This window comes from Novosphingobium sp. SG707, from assembly GCF_012275515.1.
GTDB lineage: Bacteria > Pseudomonadota > Alphaproteobacteria > Sphingomonadales > Sphingomonadaceae > Novosphingobium.
This window is the reverse complement of sequence record NZ_JAAZQL010000006.1, coordinates 138,394-160,656: the sequence shown is the minus strand read 5'-3', so window position 1 is coordinate 160,656 and position 22,263 is coordinate 138,394. Positions and strand designations below refer to the sequence as shown.

Here is a 22,263-nt window from a genome sequence, read left to right as displayed (position 1 = left end):
CGCCCGCTCACTTGTATTCCCTCATGATCCGGGCCTGATCACGCTTCCAGTCGCGCTCTTTGATCGTGTTGCGCTTGTCGGCAACATTCTTGCCCTTGGCCAGCGCCAGTTCGACCTTGGCCCGGCCCCGCCCGTTGAAATAGACCGAGAGCGGAACCAGCGTCATGCCCTTGCGTTCCACCGCACCGGTCAGCTTGGCGATCTCGCGTTCGTGCAGCAGCAATTTGCGCGGGCGCTTGGGCTCATGGTTAAAGCGGTTGCCATGACTGAATTCGGGCACATTGGCGTTAACCAGCCAGACCTGACCATCGCGCACCTCGGCATAGGCCTCGGCAATCGAGCCTTCACCAAAGCGCAGGCTCTTCACCTCGGTGCCGGTGAGAGCGATGCCCGCTTCCAGCTTGTCCTCGATAAAATAGTCGAAACGCGCGCGCCGGTTTTCGGCAACGGTCTTTTTCTTGTCGAATTGGGTCGGAGTCGGGCGTGCCATACTCGGCATGTAGGGCGCGCAGGCCCCAAGCGAAACCCCTTGCCGGGCCGTTTTCGACCCAATGGGCAAAAAAAGGGGGCGACCCGATGCCGAGCCGCCCCCTTTTTTTCATGTCTTTTGCGAAGGCCTTAACGCAGGCGCACCACATTGTCCGAATGGCGCGGATCACGGCGGGTGCCGCAATATTGCGTCGCCATCGGCTCGTCACGGACATCGATCACCATGCCGGTGCCAAAGCCGTTGAAGCGCGTGCGCATCGCCGCACCATAGGCGCCCAGCATACCGATCTCGATATAATCGCCCGGCTGGATATTGGCGGGCAGACGGAACGGCCCTTCCATATAGTCGGCATCGTCGCAGGTCGGGCCGTAGAAGGCGAAGTCTTCCTCGGCGCTGTCGCGCTCGGGGTTGAGGCACTTGACCGGGAAACGCCATTCGACATGGGCCGCGTCATAGAGCGCGCCATAGGCACCCTCGTTGATGAACAGCTCGTTGCCGCGGCGCTTTTCCACCTGCACGATCATCGAGTTATATTCCGCCGACAGCGCCCGGCCCGGTTCGCACCACAGCTCGGACGAGTAGGACACCGGCAGCGATTCTGCGGCGCGGTGGATCGAGGCGAAATAATCCTCCATCGGCGCAGGCTCCATCCCCGGATAGATCGAGGGAAAGCCGCCGCCCACATCAATGATGTCCACCGTGATCGACGCATCGACAATCGCCGCACGCACGCGCTCGAGCGCCTGAACATAGGCGAAGGGCGTCATTGCCTGCGAACCGACGTGGAAGCAGATGCCAAGGCAATCGGCAACCTGACGCGTGGCCTGAAGCAGCGGGGCCGCATCGGCCAGATCGATCCCGAACTTCGACGCGAGGCTCAGCTCCGAATATTCGCTCGATACGCGCAGACGCACACAGAGCGAAAGATCGGTGGCCGCATTGCCGTCACGGTCGCGGGTCGCCTCGACGATCTTTTCCAGCTCTTCCTGGCTGTCCAGACTAAACGTGCGGACGCCGTGGATGTGATAGGCCTCGTGGATCGCGGCAACGGGCTTGACCGGGTGCATGAAGCACAGGGTCGGCTCCGAGCCCAGCGTTTCGCGGACAAGGCGCACTTCGGCGATGCTGGCGGTGTCGTAATGCGTAACGCCATTTTCCCACAGCACGGCCAGCAGGTCGGGCGAGGGATTGGCCTTCACGGCATAGAGCGACTTGCCCGGAAACTTCTCGACAAAGAAGCGGGCAGCGCGCGCAGCAGCCTGCGGGCGATTGAGGATAACGGGTTCGTTGGGCGCGAGGGCGCGAACTACAGCCGATGCATCAAGATGAATGGACAACGCAAGGGACCCCCAATAGGCCATTCGGCCAAGATAAACACAATGGTGAAAAGCTGCCTTGCGGTTTGGAAGTCCCCATGGGGCAGCGAGGGGGGTGCATATAGGCCGTTTGTCGGGGGGTGCAAGCGGAAAAATCACGCTTCATCGCAGCTTTGAGCACGAATGGCGGAAAACTGGACTATCCTGAAATCATCCCAGAATCAGATGACAGTTTCATGACAAAAACAGAGTGACGCAACGCCCAGGCAGGACGGCGCGCCACTCTCATATATCATTGAAATTTAGTTATTTATTCGGACAATCGCGCAATCAACTCAAACGGTCGCGAAATGTCTCCCAACTGAAATGTTTCACGCATTCCAGCGAATCATCCGCACTGTTCCATAGCCATATCGAGGGCAAAGGCACGCCGTTGAAGGTCGTGGTCTTGACCATCGAGTAATGCGCCTGATCGAGGAAGGCAAAACGCTGCCCCGGCTCACACGGCACCGGCAGGCGATAATCGCCGATCACATCGCCCGCGAGGCACGAAGGACCGCCTAAACGCACCGCTTCACCATCCTCGCGCTCGCCCAGCATGGCGGGTCGATAGGGCGCCTCGATCACATCGGGCATATGACAGGTGGCCGAAATATCGACGATGGCGACCGGGATGCCATTGGTATGGGTGTCCAGAACCGTGCCGATCAGAATGCCCGCGTCCAGCGCCACCGCCTCGCCCGGTTCCAGATAAAGCTCACAGCCCGTCTGCGCCTTCACCGCTTGCAGGAAGGCGACCAGATCGTCGCGCTGATAATCGGCGCGGGTGATATGATGCCCGCCGCCGAAATTCAGCCAGCGGATCGGCCCGCCATTCACCGCCAGCCAAGGCGCGATGGTGGGATAAAGGGCATTCCATGTACGCTGGAGCGGCTCGAAATCCTGCTCGCAGAGCGTGTGGAAATGCAGGCCCGTGACGCCTTCGAGATGTTCGGCCCTCACCTGATCGACCGGAAAGCCCAGACGCGAGCCCAGCGCGCAGGGGTCATATTTCTCGACCTCACCCTCGCGATGCAGCGGGTTGATGCGCAGGCCGATGTCGAAATCGCCGCCCTGCTGCGCCAAGATCGGGCGGAAGCGCGCCAGCTGGTTTGGCGAATTGAAGATCACATGATCGGAAATCGCGCAGATCTCGGGCAGATCCTCGGCCTTGTAGCCCGCGCAATAGGTCGCAATCTCGCCCTTATAGGACTGTTGCGCCAGACGCGCTTCCCACAAGCCACTGGTGCAGACGCCATCGAGATATTCGCCCACGATGGACGCCACGCGCCACATGCTGAACGCCTTCATCGCGGCCAGCACCTTGATCCCCGCCCGGTCACGCACATCGGCCAGCACCGCCAGATTGGCCCGCAGCCGCGCCTCATCCACCACAAAGGCGGGCGAATTGACACGGTTCAGGTCGAAATGCGCAAAGGCGCCCGGATCGCCTGCACGAGTTTCCATGCGTCAGTTTCCTTTGAAAATCAGCGCCGCGCCCGCGATAATCAGCGCAAAGCCCGCCAATTGCGCCAGCCCCGGCTTTTGCCCGAACAGCGCCCATGCCACCAGCACGAAGCCCGCCAGCGAAAAGACTTCCTGCATCGTCTTGAGCTGGGCCAGCGAATAGGCCTTTGACCCAAGACGATTGGCGGGAACGGCCAGCCAATATTCGAAAAAGGCCAGCCCCCATGAGGCCAGTACAGCCACCCAGATCGCCTTGTGCGGCGCCTTGAGATGGCCATACCACGCCACATTCATGAACAGGTTCGACCCCGCCAGCATCAGCGGGGGCAGGATCAAACCCCAATTCATCAGAACTGCACCGGACCGTCGAGCTCTTCGACCGACCAGGGCAGGCCGTGCTTGTTGAGCATGTCCATGAAGGGATCGGGATCGAACTGTTCGATGTTGAACACGCCCGCACCGGTCCAAACGTCCTGCATGATCATGGCCGCGCCGATCATCGCCGGAACGCCGGTGGTGTAGCTCACCGCCTGATTGCCGGTTTCGGCATAGCATTCTTCATGGTCGCAGATGTTTTTGATGTAGAACGTCTTTTCGCCGCTGCCGTCCAGCGCCTCGCCGGTGGCGATGTCGCCGATGTTGGTCTTGCCCTTCGTCGTCGCGCCCAGCGTGCTGGGTTCGGGCAGAACGGCCTTGAGGAACTGAAGCGGAATGATTTCCACGCCATTGTAGATGACCGGATCGATGCGGGTCATGCCCACATTCTGCAGCACGGTCAGATGCTTGATGTATTCATCGCCAAAGGTCATCCAGAAACGCGCACGCTCCAGTTCAGGGATGAACTTGGCGAGGCTTTCCAGCTCCTCGTGATACATCATATACATGTTCTTGGGGCCGACTTCGGCAAAGTCGAACTGGACCTTGTTGGCCATCGCCGGGGTTTCGACGAACTGGCCGCCTTCCCAGTGGCGCGCGGGCGCGGTCACTTCGCGGATGTTGATTTCCGGGTTGAAGTTGGTGGCAAAGGCCTGCCCATGATCGCCGCCGTTGCAGTCGAGAATGTCGAGCTGGCGGATGGTTTTCAGCTTATGCTTCTTGAGCCACATCGCAAAAACCGAGGTCACGCCCGGATCGAAACCGCTGCCCAGCAGCGCGGTCAGGCCAGCTTCCTTGAAGCGATCCTGATAGGCCCACTGCCAGTGATATTCGAACTTGGCCACGTCCTTGGGCTCATAGTTCGCGGTGTCCATATAATGCGCGCCCGCGATCAGGCAGGCGTCCATGATCGTCAGATCCTGATAGGGCAGCGCCAGATTGACCACCAGCTTGGGCCCGATCTGCTTGATGAGAGCGGCCAGCGCGGGCACGTCCTCGGCATCGATCGCATAGGTGGCGATATCGACACCCGTGCGTTCCTTGACCGACACGGCAATCGCATCGCACTTGCTCTTGGTGCGGCTGGCCAGATGGATGTCGGAAAAGATATCCGCATTCATCGCCATCTTGTGCACCGCCACCGAGCCGACGCCGCCGGCGCCAATCACCAGAACCTTGCCCATGGGCGAAACTCCATAAAAACGGGCCGGCGCTGATGCCCGGCCCTGAAAAATCCGAATGCCGCCATATAGGGCCGTATTGTGACAGCACAACATGCCTTGATAGGCCCAATTGTCGCCAAACCGTCACGGCCGCGTCATGGCAGCGCAACGCACCGGTCATATGAGCGCTGAAAATAGTTCAGCCGGAGACAAGTCGCCCATGTCCGCCCCTATGCGTGCCAGCCCTATTACCGACCCGCATATTATCGACAGGGCCGTGGTGCGCAGCCATGCCCCCCGGCGCGAACGCCTTGCCGACCGGGCCTTTGCGCTGGCTTTTCGCGGCCTGGTCTATGCTCAGATCTGGGAAGATCCAGTGGTGGACATGGCCGCGCTGGAAATCGCGCCTGACAGCCGGATCGTTACCATCGCCTCGGGCTCGTGCAATGCGCTGTCCTATCTGGTGGCCGATCCGGCGCAGATCACGGCGGTGGACCTCAACACCGCGCATATTGCGCTGGGGCGGCTGAAATATGCCGCGTTTCGTCACCTGCCTGATTACGAATCGCTGCGCCGTTTCTTTGTCGAGGCCGACAACAAGGCCAATCTGGCCGCCTATCGTCAATATCTCGCGCCGCATCTCGATGAACCCACCCGCCGCTATTGGGAAGGGCGCGATCTGGCCGGGCGCAAGCGAATCGGCGGCTTTGCCAGCGGGATCTATAAGCGCGGCCTGCTGGGCAATTTCATCGGCATGGCCCATTTCGTCGCCCGCCTCTATCGCGTCGATCTGCGCGCCATTCTGGAGGCGCAGAGCATCGAGGACCAGCGCCGCATTTTTGATGAAAAGATCGCGCCCGTGTTCGACAAACGCTTCATCCGCTGGCTGACCAACCAGCCCGCCAGCCTCTATGGCCTCGGCATCCCCCCTGCGCAATTTGACGCGCTGGCGGGCGATCAGCGCATGGCCAACGTGCTGCGCGCGCGGCTGGAAAAACTGGCCTGCGACTTTGCCGTGGGCGAAAATTACTTCGCATGGCAGGCCTTCAACCGCGGCTATGGCAAGGGGCCGGACGCGCCGCTGCCACCCTATCTTCAGCCCGCCAATTACGCGAAGGTGCGCGACCGCATCGACCGCATCGACTGGCGTCATGTCAATTTCACCGACCATCTGCGCGAGCAACCCGACGCCAGCCTAGACCGCTACATCCTGCTCGACGCGCAGGACTGGATGAGCGACGCGCAATTGACCGACCTGTGGCAACAGATCACCCGCACCGCCCGGCCCGGCGCGCGCGTCCTGTTCCGCACGGCGGCCGAGGAAACACTCCTGCCCGGCCGCGTGCCTGAGGAAACCCTCTCGCGCTGGGACTACAGCGAGGCCGAAGCGCGCAGCCTGATCCGCGCCGACCGCTCCTCGATCTATGGCGGCCTCCACCTCTATCGCTTCAAGGGATGATCCCCATGGCTACCGCACCTGCTCTCGAAACCCATGGCGATCTGATGGACAGCGTCTATCGCTGGCAACGCCATATCTATGATGTCACGCGCAAATATTTCCTGTTCGGCCGCGACCGGCTGATCCGGGGCCTGCGTATGCCCTATGGCAGCGCGGTGCTCGAAGTGGGCTGCGGCACTGGGCGCAACCTCTCGCTGGTGCGCGAACTGTGGCCCAAGACGCAGATCCATGGGCTGGATATTTCTCCCCTGATGCTGGAAACCGCGCAGGACCGGCTGGGCGCCCGCGCGCGTCTGGCCGTGGGCGATGCCTGCGAATTTGATGCGCAGGACCTGTTTGGCCGCCCGCATTTCGAACGGGTGATGATTTCCTTTGCCCTCTCGATGATCCCGGCATGGGAAGAGGCCATCGCCCAAGGCATCGCCGTGCTGGCGCCGGGGGGCGAGCTGCATATTGTCGATTTCGGCGATGCGCGCGGGCTGCCCGCGCCCTTGCGCTGGGTGCTGATGCGCTGGCTGGCACATTTCCATGTCAGCCCCCGCCCCGATCTGGCCGACGTCGCCCACCATCTGGCGGGCAGCATCGCCTCGGTGGAGGCCCATGACGGCCCGCTGGGTTACTATCGCCTGATCGTCATCCGCCGGTATCGGGGCGCGTAATGCGCCCCGGCCCGAATTAATCGCGCAAAAACAGGCTGGCGAGTTCCACATGCGTGGTCCAGCGGAATTGCCCCACCGGACGCAATTCGGCCAGCCGATAGCCCCCCTCGATCAACTGGGCCGCATCGCGCGCCCAGCTTGACGGGTTGCAACTGATATAGACCACGCGCTTGACCGTGCTGGCGGCGATGCGCCCCACCTGCTCGCGCGCGCCCGCGCGCGGCGGGTCCAGCACCACGCCGCCAAAGCGATTGAGTTCGTCGGGCATCAACGGATTGCGGAACAGATCGCGGTGCAGCGGATGAACGATCAGCCCGCTGCGCCCCGCCGCCGATTTGCAGGCGAGGAAGGCGGCCTGATCAGCCTCGGCCGCCAAGACCTTCGATCCAGCCTTGGCCAATGCGAAGGCGAAAGTCCCCAGCCCGGCGAACAGATCGGCCACCGGCGACACGCCCTTGAGCCATTCCACCGCCGCACCCACCAGCGCCTGTTCGCCATCCAGCGTGGCCTGAAGGAAGGCGCCGGGCGGCAGAGGTGCTTCGACGCCCGACAGGTTGACCGTCACGCCGTCGGGCTCCCACAGGCTCTCCGGCCCATAGCCCTGATCGAGCGAAAGCCGGGCCAGCCCATTGTCGCGGGCAAAGTCCAGCATCGCCTCGGTCTGCTGCAACCCTTCGACCGTCAGGCCTTTCAGCGCAACATCCACGCCCTGACTGGCCAACGTCAGGTCCACTTCCACGGCAAAGCGTCCATCGCGCCGCGCCAGCAATTTGCGCAAAGGCCCCAGCACCGCCACCAGTTCGGGCGCCAACACCGGGCATTCCTTCAGATCGACCAGCTTGTGCGACCCGCCCTCGGAATAGCCCAGAGCGATGGCGCCGCCCACCCGCGCCGCGCGCAGCGAAGCGCGCCGCCGCGATCCGGCGGGCGAGAGATGGGTGGGCGCCAAAATCTCGGGCTCCATCCCCTGCCCCCGCGCGGCATGGACCACACGGTCGCGCACGAAATCGGACAGGGCCTCGTCACCCACATGCTGCAGTGTGCAGCCCCCGCAGGTGCCATAATGGCGGCAGACGGGCGCGGCATAATTGGCCCCGCGCGCAATCGAGCCATCCGAGCGCAACACATCCCCCGGCGCAGCCCCGGCCACATAGGCCCCGCTGGCGGTTATGCCATCGCCCTTGGCGGCAATGCGCAGGATCGGATCGTCACTCATGCTGGCCCCTTAACTCTGGAGGCTGGCCCGATAGGCTTTTGCGATGGATTTGGCCAGTTCCCCGGCAGAAAAAGGCGGCGGCGTGATCCGCGCCGCCTCACCATGCAGCCAAACGCCTTCGCAAGCCGCCGCGAAAGGTTCGGCCCCGGTGGCCAGCCTGCTGGCAATCGCGCCCGCCAGCACATCCCCAGTCCCCGCCGTGGAAAGCCAGCTTGAAGCACGCGGCGCGGCGGCCCAGCGGCCATCGGGCGCTGCGACTATCGTATCCGGCCCCTTGGCCACGATCACCATCCCGCTCGCCTGTGCCAGATTGCGGGCGCGGGAGATCTTGTCCTCGCCATGGCTGCCGAAATGATGCTCCAGCGCGACCAGTTCACCCTCATGCGGCGTGGCAATTGTGGCCATCATCCCTTTGGAAAGCAAATGACATCCGTCAGCGTCCAGCACCGTCGGCCGCGTCGCGGCCAATGCCTCGGCCAGCAGGAAATGGCCCGCCGCATTTCTCCCAAGCCCCGGCCCGACCAACAGCGCCGCGATCCGATCATCGGAAAAATCCGCCCGTGCGCAGACCAGATCGACAGGCACCGTCAGAGGAGAATCGCAAAGCACTTTGACATAGCCCGCGCCCGCACCCTGCGCCGCCGTGGCCGCCAGCACCGTCGCGCCGGGCATCGCACCCGCCACCACGCCCAGCAGCCCCCGCCGGTATTTATGCGCATCGACAGAAGGGGCATGAAACCGGGGCCGCCCGATCACCTGACCCGCGTCCTCCACCGCGCCGCAGCCGATATCGACCAGCCGCAGCTCCCCCATCCGCGCCATCGCAGGCATCAGGAAATGCGCAGGCTTCCACGCGCCCAGCGCTATCGTCAGGTGATAATCGGGCAGGCCATCATTCAATGCCGCGCCCGTATCGGTGGCCACGCCGCTGGGCAGATCAACCGCGATCCGTTTGCCATGGCGCGCCGCCAGACCATTCAGCAACGCCAGATCCGCCTCGCCCAACCCGCGCGTCAGCCCGGTGCCGAACAGACAATCGACCAGCACATCGCCATCCACTGGGCCATCCACTGGGCTATCAACCACTGCGCCGGAATAGAGCGAACGCGCCACCCGCGCCGCATCGGTGCGAGGCTCTGCGGCAGGAACTACCACAACATGGCCGCCCCGCCGCCGGATCGCCTCGGCAATGACCCAGCCGTCGCCGCCATTGTTGCCCGGCCCGGTCAACACTGTCACGCGCCGCGAGGGACCGACGATGCGCCAGACATAATCCGCCGCCCCGTTCCCCGCGCGCTGCATCAATTCATCCACGCCGATCCCGCCCGCCATCAGCGCGCCTTCGGCGGCGCGCATCTGGTCGGCGGACAGGATCTGGGCGTGAGCGATCATTTCAGTTGCGAGAGATCCCGCACCGCGCCCTTGGCCGCGCTGGTGGTCATCGCGGCATAGGCCTTCAGAGCGGTCGAAACCTTGCGCGGACGCTCCTTGGCCGGGTGCCAGCCCTTGGCCGCCTGCGCGGCGCGGCGCTCGGCCAACACCTCGTCCGAGACGGCAAGGTTGATCGTGCGACCGGGGATGTCGATCTCGATCACATCGCCGGTTTCGACAAGGCCGATCGCGCCGCCTTCGGCAGCTTCAGGCGAAGCATGGCCGATCGACAGGCCCGAGGTGCCGCCCGAGAAGCGACCATCGGTGATCAGCGCGCAGGCCTTGCCCAGCCCCTTCGACTTCAAGTAGCTGGTGGGATAGAGCATTTCCTGCATGCCCGGACCGCCCTTGGGCCCTTCATAGCGGATGACAACCACATCGCCCGCCACGACCTGTCCGGTCAGAATCGCCGTCACCGCGGCGTCCTGGCTTTCATAAACCTTGGCAGGACCGGTGAACTTCAGGATGCTTTCATCCACGCCCGCCGTTTTGACTATGCAGCCTTCGAGCGCGATATTGCCGAACAGAACCGCCAGACCGCCATCCTTGCTGAACGCATGTTCGCAGCTGCGGATCACGCCCTTTTCGCGGTCGGTGTCGAGGCTTTCCCAGCGGCGGCTCTGGCTGAAAGCCACCTGTGTCGGCACACCGCCGGGAGCGGCAAGGAAGAATTCCTGCACTTCGGGATCGTTGCTGCGCCCGATGTCCCACTTGGCCAGCGCATCGCGCAGAGTGGGCGAGTGGACGGTGGGCAGATCGGCATGGAGCAGCCCGCCGCGTTCCAGTTCGCCAAGGATCGAATAGATCCCCCCCGCACGGTGAACGTCCTCCATATGCACGTCATTCTTGGCCGGCGCCACCTTCGACAGGCAGGGAACGCGGCGCGAGAGGCGGTCGATGTCATTCATCGTGAAATTGACGCCCGCTTCCTGTGCGGCGGCCAGCAGGTGGAGCACGGTGTTGGTCGAGCCGCCCATGGCAATGTCGAGGCTCATCGCGTTTTCAAAGGCTTCGAAGCTGGCGATGTTGCGCGGCAGCACGCTTTCATCGTCCTGCTCATAGTAACGCTTGCACAGCTCGACCGCCAGACGACCCGCGCGCAGGAACAGTTTCTTGCGGTCGCTATGCGTGGCCAGCGTCGAACCATTGCCCGGCAGCGACAGGCCCAAAGCCTCGGTCAGGCAGTTCATTGAATTGGCAGTGAACATGCCCGAGCAACTGCCGCAGGTGGGGCAGGCCGACCGTTCGATGGTCTTCACTTCATCATCGGTATAGGCTTCATCCGCCGCCGCGACCATCGCATCGACCAGATCGAGCGCCACTTCCTTGCCGCGCAGCACGACCTTGCCCGCCTCCATCGGCCCGCCGGACACGAAGACCACGGGGATGTTCAGGCGCATCGCGGCCATCAACATGCCGGGCGTGATCTTGTCGCAGTTGCTGATGCAGACCATGGCGTCGGCGCAGTGGCCGTTGACCATGTATTCCACGCTGTCGGCGATCAGGTCGCGGCTGGGCAGCGAATAGAGCATGCCGTCATGGCCCATCGCGATGCCATCGTCGATGGCGATCGTGTTGAATTCCTTGGCCACGCCGCCTGCCGCCTCGATCTCGCGCGCGACCATCTGGCCCAGATCTTTCAGGTGAACGTGGCCCGGCACGAACTGGGTAAAGCTGTTGACCACGGCAATGATCGGCTTGCCGAAATCGCTGTCCTTCATGCCGGTGGCGCGCCACAGGCCCCGCGCGCCCGCCATATTGCGGCCATGGGTGGAGGTGCGTGAACGATAGGCAGGCATGGGGATACTCCGGCAGACTCGGGAAGACGTTTGCGCCCCTACTAAAGGGCTGCGCAAGTGGCAATGTGAAAATTGCAATCAGGGAAGATTTAGCGCAACTTTATTACAAATATCCGCCATGCGGTTGGCCCATAGCGCCTGCCCTGCGGTATCGCCAATCAGGTCCTGACGAATCTCGACGCCCAGATAGGGGCGGCCCTCAGCCTCGGCATGGCGGTTCATCGTGTAATTCAGCACGCGGCCAGAATAGGGCAACTGATCGCCCACGATCAGCCCTTCGGCCTCCAGCAGCGGAATGGCGATGCGCGCGGCGCAATCATCCTCATTATAGAGGATGCCGACATGCCACGGCCGCGCCTCATCGCTGGTGGCCAAACGCGGCGTGAAGGAATGCAGCGAGAGGATCAGCGCGGGCGGCGCGTCATCCAGCAATTGCGAGAGCGCCGCGTGATAGGGATGATGGAACCGCGCAAGACGGGCCTCGCGGGCCTCTTGCGTCAATTCATTGCCGGGGATCGCATGGCCATCGCTGACATGCGGGATGGTCGCGGCCTGATGATCGCCCCGGTTGAGGTCGCAGACAAGGCGGCTGACATGGGCGCAATAGGCCGCAATGCCGGGGCGCTGCGCCATAATCTGGGCGATCGCACCCACGCCGATGTCGACGGCAATATGCTGGTCCATCAATTCAGGCGCAATGCCAAGGTCCACATCTTCGGGCACGCGGTTGCTGGCATGGTCGGATACGATCAAGATGCCGCCGAATTTGGGCTCGCCAAACAGGCGATAGGCGTCGGTTTCGCGCGCGATCATCGCAGCAGCCCCGCCATTTGCCACCAATCGGGATGATGCGCCGCAATTCCGGCGGCGGCCTCATCACGCGCGGCCATATCATCAAACAGGGCAAAACACGTCGCCCCCGAACCCGACATGCGCGCAAGCCAGGCCCCCGTTTGCCCCAAAGCCGCCAGCACATCGGCCACCGGCGGGCAAATCGAAATCGCGGGCGCCTCCAGATCATTGCGGCCATGGAGAGCGATGTCGCGCGCGCTGCCCTGCGGCATGGCGCCGCGATCGACGCGATCCCAAGCCTTGAACACCGGCCCGGTGGGCAGAGGCACGCGCGGATTGACCAGCAGCACCGGGCAGCCTTTCAGATCCTCGGGCGCAGGCTCCAGTTCCGTCCCCGTGCCGCGCCCGACCATCGCCACGCTTTCCACACAGGCGGGCACATCGGCTCCCAACCCAGCGGCCAGCCCATGCCAATTATCCGGCAAAACCCCCGCCCGGCGCGCCATGCGGAACACCGCGCCCACATCGGCCGAACCCCCGCCCAACCCTGCGGCCACCGGCAGCGCCTTGTCCAGCGCCACCGCCCAGCCGCCCTCACGCGGGATCAGCGCCAGCGCGTCCAGCACAAGGTTGCTCTCCTCACCGGCCAGCAAAGGAGAGAATTCGCCGGTGATCGTCAGCGAATCCCCACCCGCCTGCGTCGCGCTCAACGCATCGCCCGCATCGACAAAGGCGAAGAGCGTTTCCAGCTCGTGATAGCCATCATCGCGGCGGCGGCGCACGTGGAGCGCGAGGTTGATCTTGGCATAAGCCGTTTCGGAGAGGGGGAAATCGACGGGTTCCATGGCGCCTCCCATGGCGCGGGCGCCGCGCGCAGGCAAGACGCCTTTGCATGAAAATACCGCACAGCATCTTGTCATCCGCCCCCAATGCCGCCAATCAGGCGCGCAATGACCGCCCACCCTCCCCTTTCGGCCCAGATCGCCGCCGCGCTCGACTGGTGGCGCGAGGCCGGAGTCAGCTATGCCTACAGCGACGAGCCGCAGGAATGGCTGGAGGAGATCGCGCAGGAAGGCGCCTCGCCGCAGGGCGCACCACCCCCGATGATGCGGGCCAAGCCCGAACCGTCGCCTCCCCCGCCCCGCCCGCGCCTTGGCGGCGAGATTGGGCAATGGCCCCAAACGCTGGCCGATTTCGCGCCATGGTGGATGGGCGAGCCGACGTTGGACCCCACCGGCGCCTCGGGCCGGGTGCCCCCGCGCGGGATTGCCGGGGCGGCGCTGATGGTGGTCGTGCCCATGCCCGAAAGCATGGATGGCGAAACGGGCCAACTGCTGTCCGGGCCGCAGGGCAAGCTGCTGGAAGCCATGCTGCGCGTGATGGGATTGGGGGCGGATGATTGCTATATCGCCGCCGCACTGCCCCGCGCGATGCCTGCGCCCGATTGGGATCTGCTGCGCCAAGAGGGCATGGGTGCGGTTTTGGCCCACCATATTGCGCTGGCCGCGCCGCGCCGCCTGCTTTTGCTGGGGGATCGCATCCTGCCGCTGCTCGGCCACGACCCATCGCAAAAGCCTGCCCTTTTATCACTGATTAACCAAAGTGAGGCAGGACATGGCGGCCCGGAGGCCGGAACGGATGCGCGTGGGGTCGCCGTTCTGGCAGCTCAGGATCTGGGTATGCTGCTGGAAAATCCACGGCGCAAGGCCGGTTTCTGGCGCAGCTGGCTGAATTGGGCCGAATGACTGGACGGGATAAGGGATTGATTTTGCGGTTACGGGATCGACAAAAGGCTGGGCCTGCGCGCGCGTTGCTTTGCGCCCTTGCCGCATTGGCGTCCGTGGCCGGGGCGGGGCCGGCCGCCGCCAATTCCGCCGCCGCCGACTATTTCATGAGCCGCGTCTCGCGCTCGGCCGTGCCCAAACTGTTAAGCGAGGACGAGCGCGCCTGGTACAAGGACATATTCGGCGCGATCAAGCGGCAGGACTGGACGCGGGTTCAGACCATGTTTGCCGAACGCCCCGATGGCCCGCTGCATGGTTCGGCGCGGGCTGAATATTATCTGGCCCCCGGTTCGCCGCGCATTGATCTTGCCGCGCTGACAGACTGGCTCAATGCCAATCCCACCCTGCCTCAGGCCGAACAGATCGCCGCGCTGGCCATCAAACGCGGGGGCACGGCGTTGCCTACGCTGCCCATGCCGCAGGCGCTTTATACCCAGCCCAACGCGCCGCGCCGCGCCCGACCGCGCAGCATTGCCGACGGCACCATGCCCGCCACCATCGCGCAGGGCATCAATGACAAGATCAAGGTGGACGATCCGCTGGGCGCGCGCCTGCTGCTCGACGGCGTCGATGCCACCCTTTCGGCCGAGGCCCGCGCCGAATGGCGGCAGAAGGTCGCATGGGCCTATTACATCAACAATCAGGATGCCGACGCCTTTGCGCTGGCGTCATCCATTGGCGACAACAGCGCCCCCATGTCCGGCCCGTGGGTGGCCGAAGGAGCATGGGTGGCGGGCCTTGCCGCATGGCGGCTGGGCGATTGCCTGAATGCAGGCGAGGCTTTTGCCCGCACGGCCAAGGGTTCCACCAACAATGAGCTGACCGCCGCTGCGTATTATTGGCAGGCGCGCGCGCAGGTGCGTTGCCGTCAGCCGGAAATGGCCTCGGCGCCGCTGCGTTCGGCCGCGCGGCTCGATGAAACGCTGTATGGCATGATTGCGGCCGAGCAATTGGGCCTGCGCATGCCCACCAGCCATTCCGCGCCCGATTTCACCCCCGCCGACTGGCAATCCCTGCGCGAAAATCCCAATATCCGCGCGGCCGTGGCTCTGGCCGAAATCGGCGAGGATGGGCTGGCCGACGATGTGCTGCGCCATCAGGCCCGCATCGGCAGCGTGGATCAGTATCAGCCGCTGTCGCGTCTGGCGCGCGATCTGGGCCTGCCTGCCACGCAATTGTGGATGGCCTACAATGCGCCGGGCGGGGCAGTGCCCGCGCCCGCAAGCCGTTTCCCCACACCGAAATGGACCCCCGCCACCGGGTGGCAGGTCGATCCGGCGCTGGTTCTGGCCCATACGCTTCAGGAATCGGCGTTTCGCGCCACGGCCTTGTCCAGCGCGGGCGCGCGCGGGCTGATGCAGATCATGCCCGCCGCCGCGCGCGATCATGCCGCGGCGCTGGGCGTTTCGGGGTCGGTCGGCGATCTGACGCGGCCCGATGTGAATTTGGCTTTCGGCCAACAGCATTTGCAGGCGCTGAAGAACAGCGCCGCCACACAGGGGCTGCTGCCCAAGGTGATGGCGGCCTATAATGCCGGGCCGCTGCCCGTAGCGCGCTGGAACACACAGATCCATGATGGTGGCGATCCGCTGCTGTGGATGGAATCGGTGCCCTATTGGGAAACGCGCGGCTATGTCGCCACGGTGCTGCGCAATTACTGGATGTATGAGCGGCAGGCGGGCGGCGCTTCGGAAAGCCGCACCGCCCTGGCGCAGGGCCTGTGGCCGACCTTTCCCGGCCTCGACGGCGCGCGCGGGGTCAAAATGGCCAGCAACGGTGTGATTGCGGCCCCCGGCATGAACGGCTACCAAGCCACTCCATAACAAGGAGTGCGCCCATGGCCATTGACGAAACCCGCGAGTTCAAACCGATCCGCATCGCGCTGCTGACGCTGTCGGACACGCGCACATTGGACAATGACACCAGCGGCGACATTCTGGCCCAGCGCATCACCGACAAGGGGCATATCCTCGCCACGCGCAAGATCCTGCGCGAGGATGTGCATACGCTGGTGGCCCAGCTTGATACCTGGATCGATGACCCGGAAATCGACTGCGTGATCTCGACCGGCGGCACCGGACTGACCGGGCGCGACGTCACGCCCGAGGCGCTCGACCAGATCATCATTGCCCACAGCGGCAAGCTGATCCCCGGCTTTGGCGAACTCTTCCGCTGGCTGTCCTATAAATCCATCGGCACCAGCACCGTCCAGTCGCGCGCCATGGCGATCATGGCGGGCGCTACCTATATCTTTGCCCTGCCCGGTTCGAATGGCGCGGTGAAGGATGGCTGGGACGGGATCCTGAACGAACAATTGGACAGCCGGAACCGGCCTTGCAACTTTGTCGAGTTGATGCCGAGATTGCGGGAGGTTTGACGGGGGGTTCTATGCCTCCGGCGGGCAAAGAGACTCGTCCCTTTGCAATCCCGTTAATTTGAGTGGGTTTGAGAGGATGCGATTGCATTAAAGCCTGCGGTGCGGAGAGGCTCCGCTAAAGGCGCCGCAGGCTTTCAAATCGCGGGGGTGCGTCCGACACCCATCGGCCAAACCACGCACGCAATGCAGACAGTAACGGGAGCGCGAGGGTCTAGACCCTCGCACCTTATCTAAACCCTCTAGAACACCTTCAACCCCGCCACCTCATCCTCGCTCAACTCCACCCGAAACAGATCGGCCAGCATCGCGCGCCAATCCTGCGCATGGGCGATTTCCATCACATCGCCGCGCCCGCCCGCATACATGGAAAGCCGCCGCCCATTGAGCGCGGCAAAGCCATCCTCCAGCACGATGGAGGCGATCCATGCGGTGGTGAAGCGCGTCTCGGGCTTGGTAAAGGTCCAGTGGTTCGACAGCTCAAGGTCGATGGGCGCAACTTCGTTAAGGTTGAAACTGTACTGTTTCTGCCATCCCGGCGCGGTGGCGCGGCCGTCAGTGGCGGCGGCGGGGCCCATGCGCTCGACCAGCCATTCGCCCCACAGCGAGCCGGGCGCACTGTGCCGGGTGATGCGATGCTGCGCGCCATCACTGGTATGGGCGGTGGCGCCATCGGCCAGCGGCATGGGCGGGACATAGGAGCCGCCAAAGCCCGCATCGGCAATCCAGGCCTCTCCATCCAGATCGACCAGCCGGAACGTATGGGTCAGCGGCGATGCCGGGGCATCTTCGGAAAGGCCAAGCCAGACCCGCGCCAACAGCGGCCGGTTGGCAAAGCCCATTTGCGCCAGCATCGTGCCGAACAGCCAGTTCTGTTCAAAGCAATAGCCGCCCCGCGCGCCCATCACCAGCTTGCCAAAGATCGCATCGGGATCGAGGCTGATCGCGCGGCCCAGCATGACATCCATGTTTTCAAAGCCGATATTCATGCGATGCGCGCGTTGGAGGATTGCCAGCCCCTCCGCTGTGGGTTCGACCGGGGAGGCAAGGCCGATTCGCGCCAGATAAAGCGAAAGGCGGTCAGCATCGGCGGGAATCAGGCTGGCGTAAGGCGCGGACATGGAAGGGATTCCGGATAAGAGAACGTCGCGGATCTGTTTAGTCGGCGCGGGGCGCAATAGCCAGCGCTTGCACATTTGTTCTTTTTATGTTCTTTATGAGCGATGGTTTCGCCTCCCCCTCCCCGCGGTCGCGGCGCGCAAAGCGGCGCGCTCTCCACCCGCTTTGCCCTGCCAGGACGTGAGGCGGATGGGGATTGGCTGGACGCCATGGAGGATGTCGATGGCGGGCCGCCGCCTTTGCGCACCACCGTGACCGAGGAGGCCGCGCGCAAGATCATCTCGCGCAACAAGTCGCCAGATGTGCCCTTCGACCGCTCGATCAACGCCTATCGCGGGTGTGAGCACGGCTGCATCTATTGTTATGCGCGGCCAACCCACGCCTATCTCGACCTCTCGCCCGGGCTGGATTTTGAAAGCCGCCTGTTTGCCAAGCCCGAGGCGGCAAAGTTGCTGCGGCGGGAATTGGGCGCACGCGGCTATTCCCCCGCGCCGATTGCCATGGGGACGAACACCGATCCCTATCAGCCGATCGAGGCGCACTATCGCCTGACGCGGCAGATATTGGAGGTTTGCCTCGAAACGCGCCATCCCGTGACGATCACCACCAAATCGGATCGCATCCTGCATGATCTCGACCTCTTGGCCGAACTCGCGCGGCATCGGTTGACGGCAGTGGCGGTTTCGGTGACTTCGCTTGATGCGCGGCTGTCCCGCAGCCTCGAACCGCGCGCGGCCAGTCCGGCCAAGCGGCTAGATGCGATTGAAAAATTGAGCGCGGCGGGCGTGCCGGTCTGGGTCAATGTCTCGCCCATCGTGCCCGCGATCACCGAGGAATGGATCGAGCGCATTCTGGAGGCCGCCGCCGCGCGCGGGGTGCGGGGGGCAAGCTGGATCATGCTGCGCCTGCCCCATGAGGTCGCGCCGCTGTTCCGCGAATGGCTGGAGGCGCATTTCCCCGACCGCGCAGATAAGGTCATGCATATCGTGCAATCCCTGCGCGGCGGGGCCGATTATCAAAGCGATTTCTTCACCCGGATGAAGCCGCAGGGCGTGTGGGCCGACCTGATCCGCGCGCGCTTTCGCATTGCCAAGACGCGATTAGGCCTTGCCGACAACCGCGCCGATCTGGACATCACCCAATTTCGCCCTCCGCACCGCGACGGGCAGATGACGCTGTTCTGATCAGGCGACCAGCCGCAGATGCCCGCCCGCCCGTGTAGGCTTGAGCGAGACATTGGCCACCCCGTCCAGCCCGGCGATCAGATCCGTCAATTCGCCATCCAGCAGGAAATCGCGCCCCAGACGCAAACGCGGCTCCTGCGCCCCGCCGGTTTTCAGCAGCACCTCGACGGTGCCGAGCCCCCCGCGCGGCAGCATAGCAGCCAATTCGCCAAACACATCGGGCCGCGACACATCAAGGCTGAGCGTCATCTTGGCCGCCGCCTTGATTTCCGAAAGGGCCTGCGCGCCCCGCACCGTCACGCGCGGCGGCTCCTCCGGGCTGGGGCTGTCGAGTTCCACGGTGAGCAGGATACAGGCGCCCTCCTTGGCCCAGTTCACGAAACTGTCGACAAGAGATTCCTCAAAGCACGAAGCCGAGAAATTGCCCGACTGGTCCGAAAAATCGGCCATGATGAAATCCTTGCCGCGCTTGGTTTTGCGCTTCTGGACGTTTTCCACCATGGCGGCCATCACCGCGCTGGTGCGGCCCGCAACGCCGCTGGCCAGCAGGCTGGAATGGCTGCGCGCACCATTGGCGCTGGCCACGGCGCGCCATTGTTCAACCGGATGGGCGGCGAAATAGAAGCCGAAATTCTCGCGTTCCTTCGCCATCTGGTCGCTGCGGCTCCAGGGCGTCGCTTCGGTCAGGCGGATCGCGCCTGCGCCGGCTTCCTCGCCGCCGAACAGACCGTGCTGGCCGCTGGTGCGGGTGCGCTCGGCCTCATCGGCCACCGCGAGCAGCATGTCAGCATTGGCCAGCACCTTGGCCCGATTGGGCTCCAGCGCGTCAAACGCCCCGCTGGCTGCCAGACCTTCGAGCATGCGCCGGTTGAGCGAGCCATAAGGCACGCGGGTGAACAGATCGGCCAGATCCTTGAACGGACCATTGGCCTGCCGCTCGGCGACGACAACCTCCATCGCCTTTTCGCCCACATTGCGGATGCCCGCCAAAGCATAGCGCACCTGATGACCATCGGCGGTCTGTTCGACCATGAATTCGGCCTCGGAATGGTTGAGGCAAGGGCCAGCCACCGCAATCCCGTTACGCCGCATATCATCGACGAAAATCGCAAGTTTTTCCGACTGATGCATATCGAAGCACATGGCGGCGGCATAGAATTCATGCGGATAATGCGCCTTGAACCACGCCGTTTGATAGGCGAGCAAAGCATAGGCGGCGGCGTGCGATTTGTTGAAGCCATAGCCCGCGAACTTGTCGATAATGTCGAAGAGTTCGTTGGCCTTGTCCTTGTCGATATCCGACACTTCGCGGCAACCGATGACGAAGCGCAGGCGCTGGGCGTCCATTTCGGCCTGCACCTTCTTGCCCATCGCGCGGCGCAAAAGGTCGGCATCGCCCAGCGAGTAGCCCGCAAGGATCTGCGCGGCCTGCATCACCTGTTCCTGATAGACGAAAATGCCGTAGGTTTCGGCCAGAATACCCGAGAGTTTTTCATGCGGATATTCAATGGGCGCCATGCCGTTCTTGCGCTGGCCGAACAGGGGGATGTTGTCCATCGGCCCCGGACGGTACAGCGAGACGAGCGCGATAATATCGCCGAAATTGGTCGGCTTCACCGCCGCCAGCGTGCGCCGCATGCCTTCGGATTCGAGCTGGAACACGCCGACCGTATCGCCGCGCTTCAGCAGGTCATAAACGTCGCTGTCATCCCAAGGCAGGGTGGACAGGTCGATCGAAATCCCCCGCCGCCCCAAAAGATCGACCGCCTTGCGCAGGATCGAGAGCGTTTTCAGGCCCAGAAAGTCGAATTTGATGAGACCGGTGTTCTCGACATATTTCATGTCGAACTGTGTCACCGGCATGTCCGAACGCGGATCGCGATAGAGCGGGACCAGTTGTTCCAGAGGGCGATCCCCGATCACGACGCCCGCCGCGTGGGTCGAAGAGTTGCGCGGCATGCCCTCCAACTGCATCGCCAGATCGATCAGGCGCTTGACCTCTGGGTCATTGGTATATTCGCGGTGCAATTCCTGCACGCCGTTGAGCGCGCGCTCCAAAGACCACGGATCGGTCGGATGGTTGGGCACCATCTTGGTCAGGCGATCGACCTGTCCATAGGACATCTGAAGAATGCGGCCCGTATCGCGCAGCACGGCGCGCGCCTTCAGCTTACCAAAGGTGATGATCTGGGCCACATGGTCGGCGCCATATTTGCGCTGAACATAGCGGATTACCTCGCCACGCCGCGTTTCGCAAAAGTCGATGTCGAAGTCAGGCATCGACACACGTTCGGGGTTGAGGAAACGTTCGAAGAGCAAGCCCAGACGCAGCGGATCAAGATCGGTGATCGTCAGCGCCCATGCGACCAGCGAGCCCGCGCCCGAGCCGCGCCCCGGCCCTACGGGAATGTCATTCTGCTTGGCCCATTGGATAAAGTCGGCCACGATCAGGAAGTAGCCGGCAAATCCCATGCGGTTGATGATGCCCGTCTCGAAATCGAGCCGTTTGGCATATTCAAGGAAGCTTTCATCCACGCCCAGCGGGCGCAGCGCCTCATAGTTTTCCTCAGGCGCGGCCAGAGCCTTGTCCAGCGTCGCCTCGTCCACGCCAGGCCAATAGGGGGCCAGACGCTTGGCCAGACCCGCGCGGGCGTGATCGACCATCATGCGCGCCTCGCCTTCCTTGTCGCCCGCCAGAGACGGCAGCAGCGGCTTGCGCTTGGGCGGCTCAAAGGCGCAGCGCTGGGCGATCACCAGCGTATTGGCCAAAGCCTCGGGCAGATCGGCAAAGAGCTGTTCCATCAGCTCGGCGCTGCGCACCCATTGCTGGGGGTTGGAGCGCTTGCGGTCGGGCGCATCGACATGGGTGGACCCAGCGATGCAGAGCATGGCGTCATGGGCCGCGCTGTCCTTGGCATCGGCAAAATGGGCCGGATTGGTCGCCACCAGCGGAATGTCGCGGGCATAGGCAAGGTCGATCAGTGCTTCTTCGCTGCCATCCTCGGCCGGGTCGCCGGTGCGGGCGATTTCGATATAGAGCCGGTTGGGGAAGGCCGCCTGCAACGCATCGGCATAGCGCAGCGCCGCCTCGTTCTGCCCTTCGGCAAACATGCGCGCCAAGGCCCCCTCGCCCGCGCCGGTCAGGCAGAGCAGCCCGTCGGTATGCCCATCAAGATCGGACAGGCGGACATGGGGATCAAATTCCAGCGGGCGCTCCAGATGCGCCTTGGACACCAGGTGGCACAGATTGTTCCACCCCGCCTCGTTCTGGGCCAGCAGCACCACCGCGTCGATCTGGGGCGCAGATGGCAGCACGCCGCCGCCGCCCGCGCTGGGCCGCGCGATGGAGAGCAGCGCGCCGATGATCGGCTGAACGCCCATATCCTTGCACGCGCCGGCATAGGCGGGCGCGCAGTAAAGCCCATTGCGGTCCGTCACCGCCATGGCGGGAAAATTGTGCTTCTTCGCCAGCTTGGCCATGGCCTTGGGGTCAATGGCGCCGTCCAGCATGGTGAAGCTGGAATAGACATGCAGCGGGACAAAGGAAGAATGAGCCATGATCAGATCCCTAGGGCGCGGGGGGCCTTGGCATCAAT

Annotated in this window: 18 protein-coding genes; 6 read left to right on the top strand and 12 right to left on the bottom strand. The window is 63.7% G+C overall.

What is annotated here, in order from left to right; genetic code table 11:
* Positions 1–7: 7 nt before the first annotated feature.
* From smpB to FHW92_RS17460, 5 genes are all read right to left on the bottom strand, one after another.
* Positions 8–490 carry an SsrA-binding protein SmpB gene (gene smpB, locus FHW92_RS17480; protein WP_168604561.1) on the bottom strand — a complete coding sequence of 161 codons (483 nt, stop codon included), beginning with the start codon at positions 488–490 and terminating at the stop codon, positions 8–10.
* Positions 491–618: 128 nt separating this feature from the next.
* Entirely contained in the window at positions 619–1,827 is a 1,209-nt protein-coding gene (locus tag FHW92_RS17475; RefSeq protein WP_168604560.1) for a type III PLP-dependent enzyme, read from the bottom strand.
* 309 nt (positions 1,828–2,136) lie between these two features.
* Positions 2,137–3,312 (bottom strand): carboxynorspermidine decarboxylase, encoded by a 1,176-nt coding sequence (locus FHW92_RS17470; RefSeq protein WP_168604559.1) that lies wholly within the window; start codon positions 3,310–3,312, stop codon positions 2,137–2,139.
* Positions 3,313–3,315: 3 nt separating this feature from the next.
* Entirely contained in the window at positions 3,316–3,660 is a 345-nt protein-coding gene (locus FHW92_RS17465; RefSeq protein ID WP_168604558.1) for a DMT family protein, read from the bottom strand.
* Positions 3,660–4,871 (bottom strand): saccharopine dehydrogenase family protein, encoded by a 1,212-nt coding sequence (locus tag FHW92_RS17460; RefSeq protein ID WP_168604557.1) that lies wholly within the window; start codon positions 4,869–4,871, stop codon positions 3,660–3,662. Before FHW92_RS17460 ends, FHW92_RS17465 begins: the two co-directional genes overlap by 1 nt.
* A gap of 199 nt (positions 4,872–5,070) precedes the next feature.
* Here FHW92_RS17460 and FHW92_RS17455 point away from each other — a divergent pair, with 199 nt between their 5' ends.
* Positions 5,071–6,309: a BtaA family protein gene (locus FHW92_RS17455; RefSeq protein ID WP_168604556.1), complete on the top strand. Its 1,239-nt coding sequence runs from the start codon at positions 5,071–5,073 to the stop codon at positions 6,307–6,309.
* A 5-nt stretch (positions 6,310–6,314) separates the two neighbouring features.
* Positions 6,315–6,968, top strand: coding sequence for a class I SAM-dependent methyltransferase (locus FHW92_RS17450; protein ID WP_168604555.1), 654 nt, complete (start codon positions 6,315–6,317; stop codon positions 6,966–6,968).
* Positions 6,969–6,984: 16 nt separating this feature from the next.
* Here FHW92_RS17450 and FHW92_RS17445 read toward each other — a convergent pair whose 3' ends face one another.
* The 5 genes from FHW92_RS17445 to FHW92_RS17425 form a co-directional block, all read right to left on the bottom strand.
* Positions 6,985–8,184, bottom strand: a complete 1,200-nt coding sequence (locus FHW92_RS17445; RefSeq protein ID WP_168604554.1) for a class I SAM-dependent RNA methyltransferase — start codon at positions 8,182–8,184, stop codon at positions 6,985–6,987.
* Between the two features lie 9 nt (positions 8,185–8,193).
* Complete coding sequence (locus FHW92_RS17440) at positions 8,194–9,576, bottom strand: NAD(P)H-hydrate epimerase (protein WP_168604553.1); 1,383 nt, start codon at positions 9,574–9,576, stop codon at positions 8,194–8,196.
* Complete coding sequence (ilvD, locus tag FHW92_RS17435) at positions 9,573–11,414, bottom strand: dihydroxy-acid dehydratase (protein ID WP_168604552.1); 1,842 nt, start codon at positions 11,412–11,414, stop codon at positions 9,573–9,575. Before ilvD ends, FHW92_RS17440 begins: the two co-directional genes overlap by 4 nt.
* Positions 11,415–11,492: 78 nt before the next feature.
* Positions 11,493–12,227, bottom strand: coding sequence for an N-formylglutamate amidohydrolase (locus FHW92_RS17430; RefSeq protein ID WP_168604551.1), 735 nt, complete (start codon positions 12,225–12,227; stop codon positions 11,493–11,495).
* A complete protein-coding gene (locus FHW92_RS17425; protein ID WP_168604550.1) occupies positions 12,224–13,051 on the bottom strand; it encodes a 4-(cytidine 5'-diphospho)-2-C-methyl-D-erythritol kinase in 828 nt (275 codons plus the stop codon). Before FHW92_RS17425 ends, FHW92_RS17430 begins: the two co-directional genes overlap by 4 nt.
* Before the next feature lie 105 nt (positions 13,052–13,156).
* Between FHW92_RS17425 and FHW92_RS17420 the strand changes: the two genes are divergently transcribed.
* Genes FHW92_RS17420 through moaB form a run of 3 tightly spaced genes read left to right on the top strand, consistent with a single transcriptional unit; the run spans position 13,157 to position 16,367 of the window.
* On the top strand, positions 13,157–13,951 hold the full coding sequence (locus tag FHW92_RS17420; RefSeq protein WP_168604549.1) for a hypothetical protein: 795 nt from the start codon (positions 13,157–13,159) through the stop codon (positions 13,949–13,951).
* A complete protein-coding gene (locus FHW92_RS17415; RefSeq protein WP_168604548.1) occupies positions 13,948–15,813 on the top strand; it encodes a lytic transglycosylase domain-containing protein in 1,866 nt (621 codons plus the stop codon). The genes FHW92_RS17420 and FHW92_RS17415 overlap by 4 nt, the downstream gene beginning before the upstream one ends.
* Before the next feature lie 14 nt (positions 15,814–15,827).
* Positions 15,828–16,367 carry a molybdenum cofactor biosynthesis protein B gene (moaB, locus tag FHW92_RS17410; protein WP_168604547.1) on the top strand — a complete coding sequence of 180 codons (540 nt, stop codon included), beginning with the start codon at positions 15,828–15,830 and terminating at the stop codon, positions 16,365–16,367.
* Between the two features lie 239 nt (positions 16,368–16,606).
* On the opposite strand, the gene FHW92_RS17405 is transcribed toward moaB, so the two are convergent.
* A complete protein-coding gene (locus tag FHW92_RS17405; RefSeq protein ID WP_168604546.1) occupies positions 16,607–17,485 on the bottom strand; it encodes an arylamine N-acetyltransferase in 879 nt (292 codons plus the stop codon).
* Between the two features lie 102 nt (positions 17,486–17,587).
* Between FHW92_RS17405 and FHW92_RS17400 the strand changes: the two genes are divergently transcribed.
* Positions 17,588–18,667 carry a PA0069 family radical SAM protein gene (locus FHW92_RS17400; protein ID WP_168604545.1) on the top strand — a complete coding sequence of 360 codons (1,080 nt, stop codon included), beginning with the start codon at positions 17,588–17,590 and terminating at the stop codon, positions 18,665–18,667.
* Here the strand turns inward: FHW92_RS17400 and dnaE are convergent, their stop codons facing one another.
* Positions 18,668–22,225 (bottom strand): DNA polymerase III subunit alpha, encoded by a 3,558-nt coding sequence (gene dnaE, locus FHW92_RS17395; RefSeq protein WP_168604544.1) that lies wholly within the window; start codon positions 22,223–22,225, stop codon positions 18,668–18,670.
* Between the last annotated feature and the right edge of the window lie 38 nt (positions 22,226–22,263).

What these genes read in the sequence shown, in the direction of transcription:
- smpB (WP_168604561.1), bottom strand. Translation starts at nt 490, where the DNA reads ATGGCACGCCCGACTCCGACCCAATTCGACAAGAAAAAGACCGTTGCC.
- FHW92_RS17470 (WP_168604559.1), bottom strand. Translation starts at nt 3,312, where the DNA reads ATGGAAACTCGTGCAGGCGATCCGGGCGCCTTTGCGCATTTCGACCTG.
- FHW92_RS17465 (WP_168604558.1), bottom strand. Translation starts at nt 3,660, where the DNA reads ATGAATTGGGGTTTGATCCTGCCCCCGCTGATGCTGGCGGGGTCGAAC.
- FHW92_RS17460 (WP_168604557.1), bottom strand. Translation starts at nt 4,871, where the DNA reads ATGGGCAAGGTTCTGGTGATTGGCGCCGGCGGCGTCGGCTCGGTGGCG.
- FHW92_RS17455 (WP_168604556.1), top strand. Translation starts at nt 5,071, where the DNA reads ATGTCCGCCCCTATGCGTGCCAGCCCTATTACCGACCCGCATATTATC.
- FHW92_RS17450 (WP_168604555.1), top strand. Translation starts at nt 6,315, where the DNA reads ATGGCTACCGCACCTGCTCTCGAAACCCATGGCGATCTGATGGACAGC.
- FHW92_RS17445 (WP_168604554.1), bottom strand. Translation starts at nt 8,184, where the DNA reads ATGAGTGACGATCCGATCCTGCGCATTGCCGCCAAGGGCGATGGCATA.
- FHW92_RS17440 (WP_168604553.1), bottom strand. Translation starts at nt 9,576, where the DNA reads ATGATCGCTCACGCCCAGATCCTGTCCGCCGACCAGATGCGCGCCGCC.
- ilvD (WP_168604552.1), bottom strand. Translation starts at nt 11,414, where the DNA reads ATGCCTGCCTATCGTTCACGCACCTCCACCCATGGCCGCAATATGGCG.
- FHW92_RS17430 (WP_168604551.1), bottom strand. Translation starts at nt 12,227, where the DNA reads ATGATCGCGCGCGAAACCGACGCCTATCGCCTGTTTGGCGAGCCCAAA.
- FHW92_RS17425 (WP_168604550.1), bottom strand. Translation starts at nt 13,051, where the DNA reads ATGGAACCCGTCGATTTCCCCCTCTCCGAAACGGCTTATGCCAAGATC.
- FHW92_RS17420 (WP_168604549.1), top strand. Translation starts at nt 13,157, where the DNA reads ATGACCGCCCACCCTCCCCTTTCGGCCCAGATCGCCGCCGCGCTCGAC.
- FHW92_RS17415 (WP_168604548.1), top strand. Translation starts at nt 13,948, where the DNA reads ATGACTGGACGGGATAAGGGATTGATTTTGCGGTTACGGGATCGACAA.
- moaB (WP_168604547.1), top strand. Translation starts at nt 15,828, where the DNA reads ATGGCCATTGACGAAACCCGCGAGTTCAAACCGATCCGCATCGCGCTG.
- FHW92_RS17405 (WP_168604546.1), bottom strand. Translation starts at nt 17,485, where the DNA reads ATGTCCGCGCCTTACGCCAGCCTGATTCCCGCCGATGCTGACCGCCTT.
- FHW92_RS17400 (WP_168604545.1), top strand. Translation starts at nt 17,588, where the DNA reads ATGGTTTCGCCTCCCCCTCCCCGCGGTCGCGGCGCGCAAAGCGGCGCG.
- dnaE (WP_168604544.1), bottom strand. Translation starts at nt 22,225, where the DNA reads ATGGCTCATTCTTCCTTTGTCCCGCTGCATGTCTATTCCAGCTTCACC.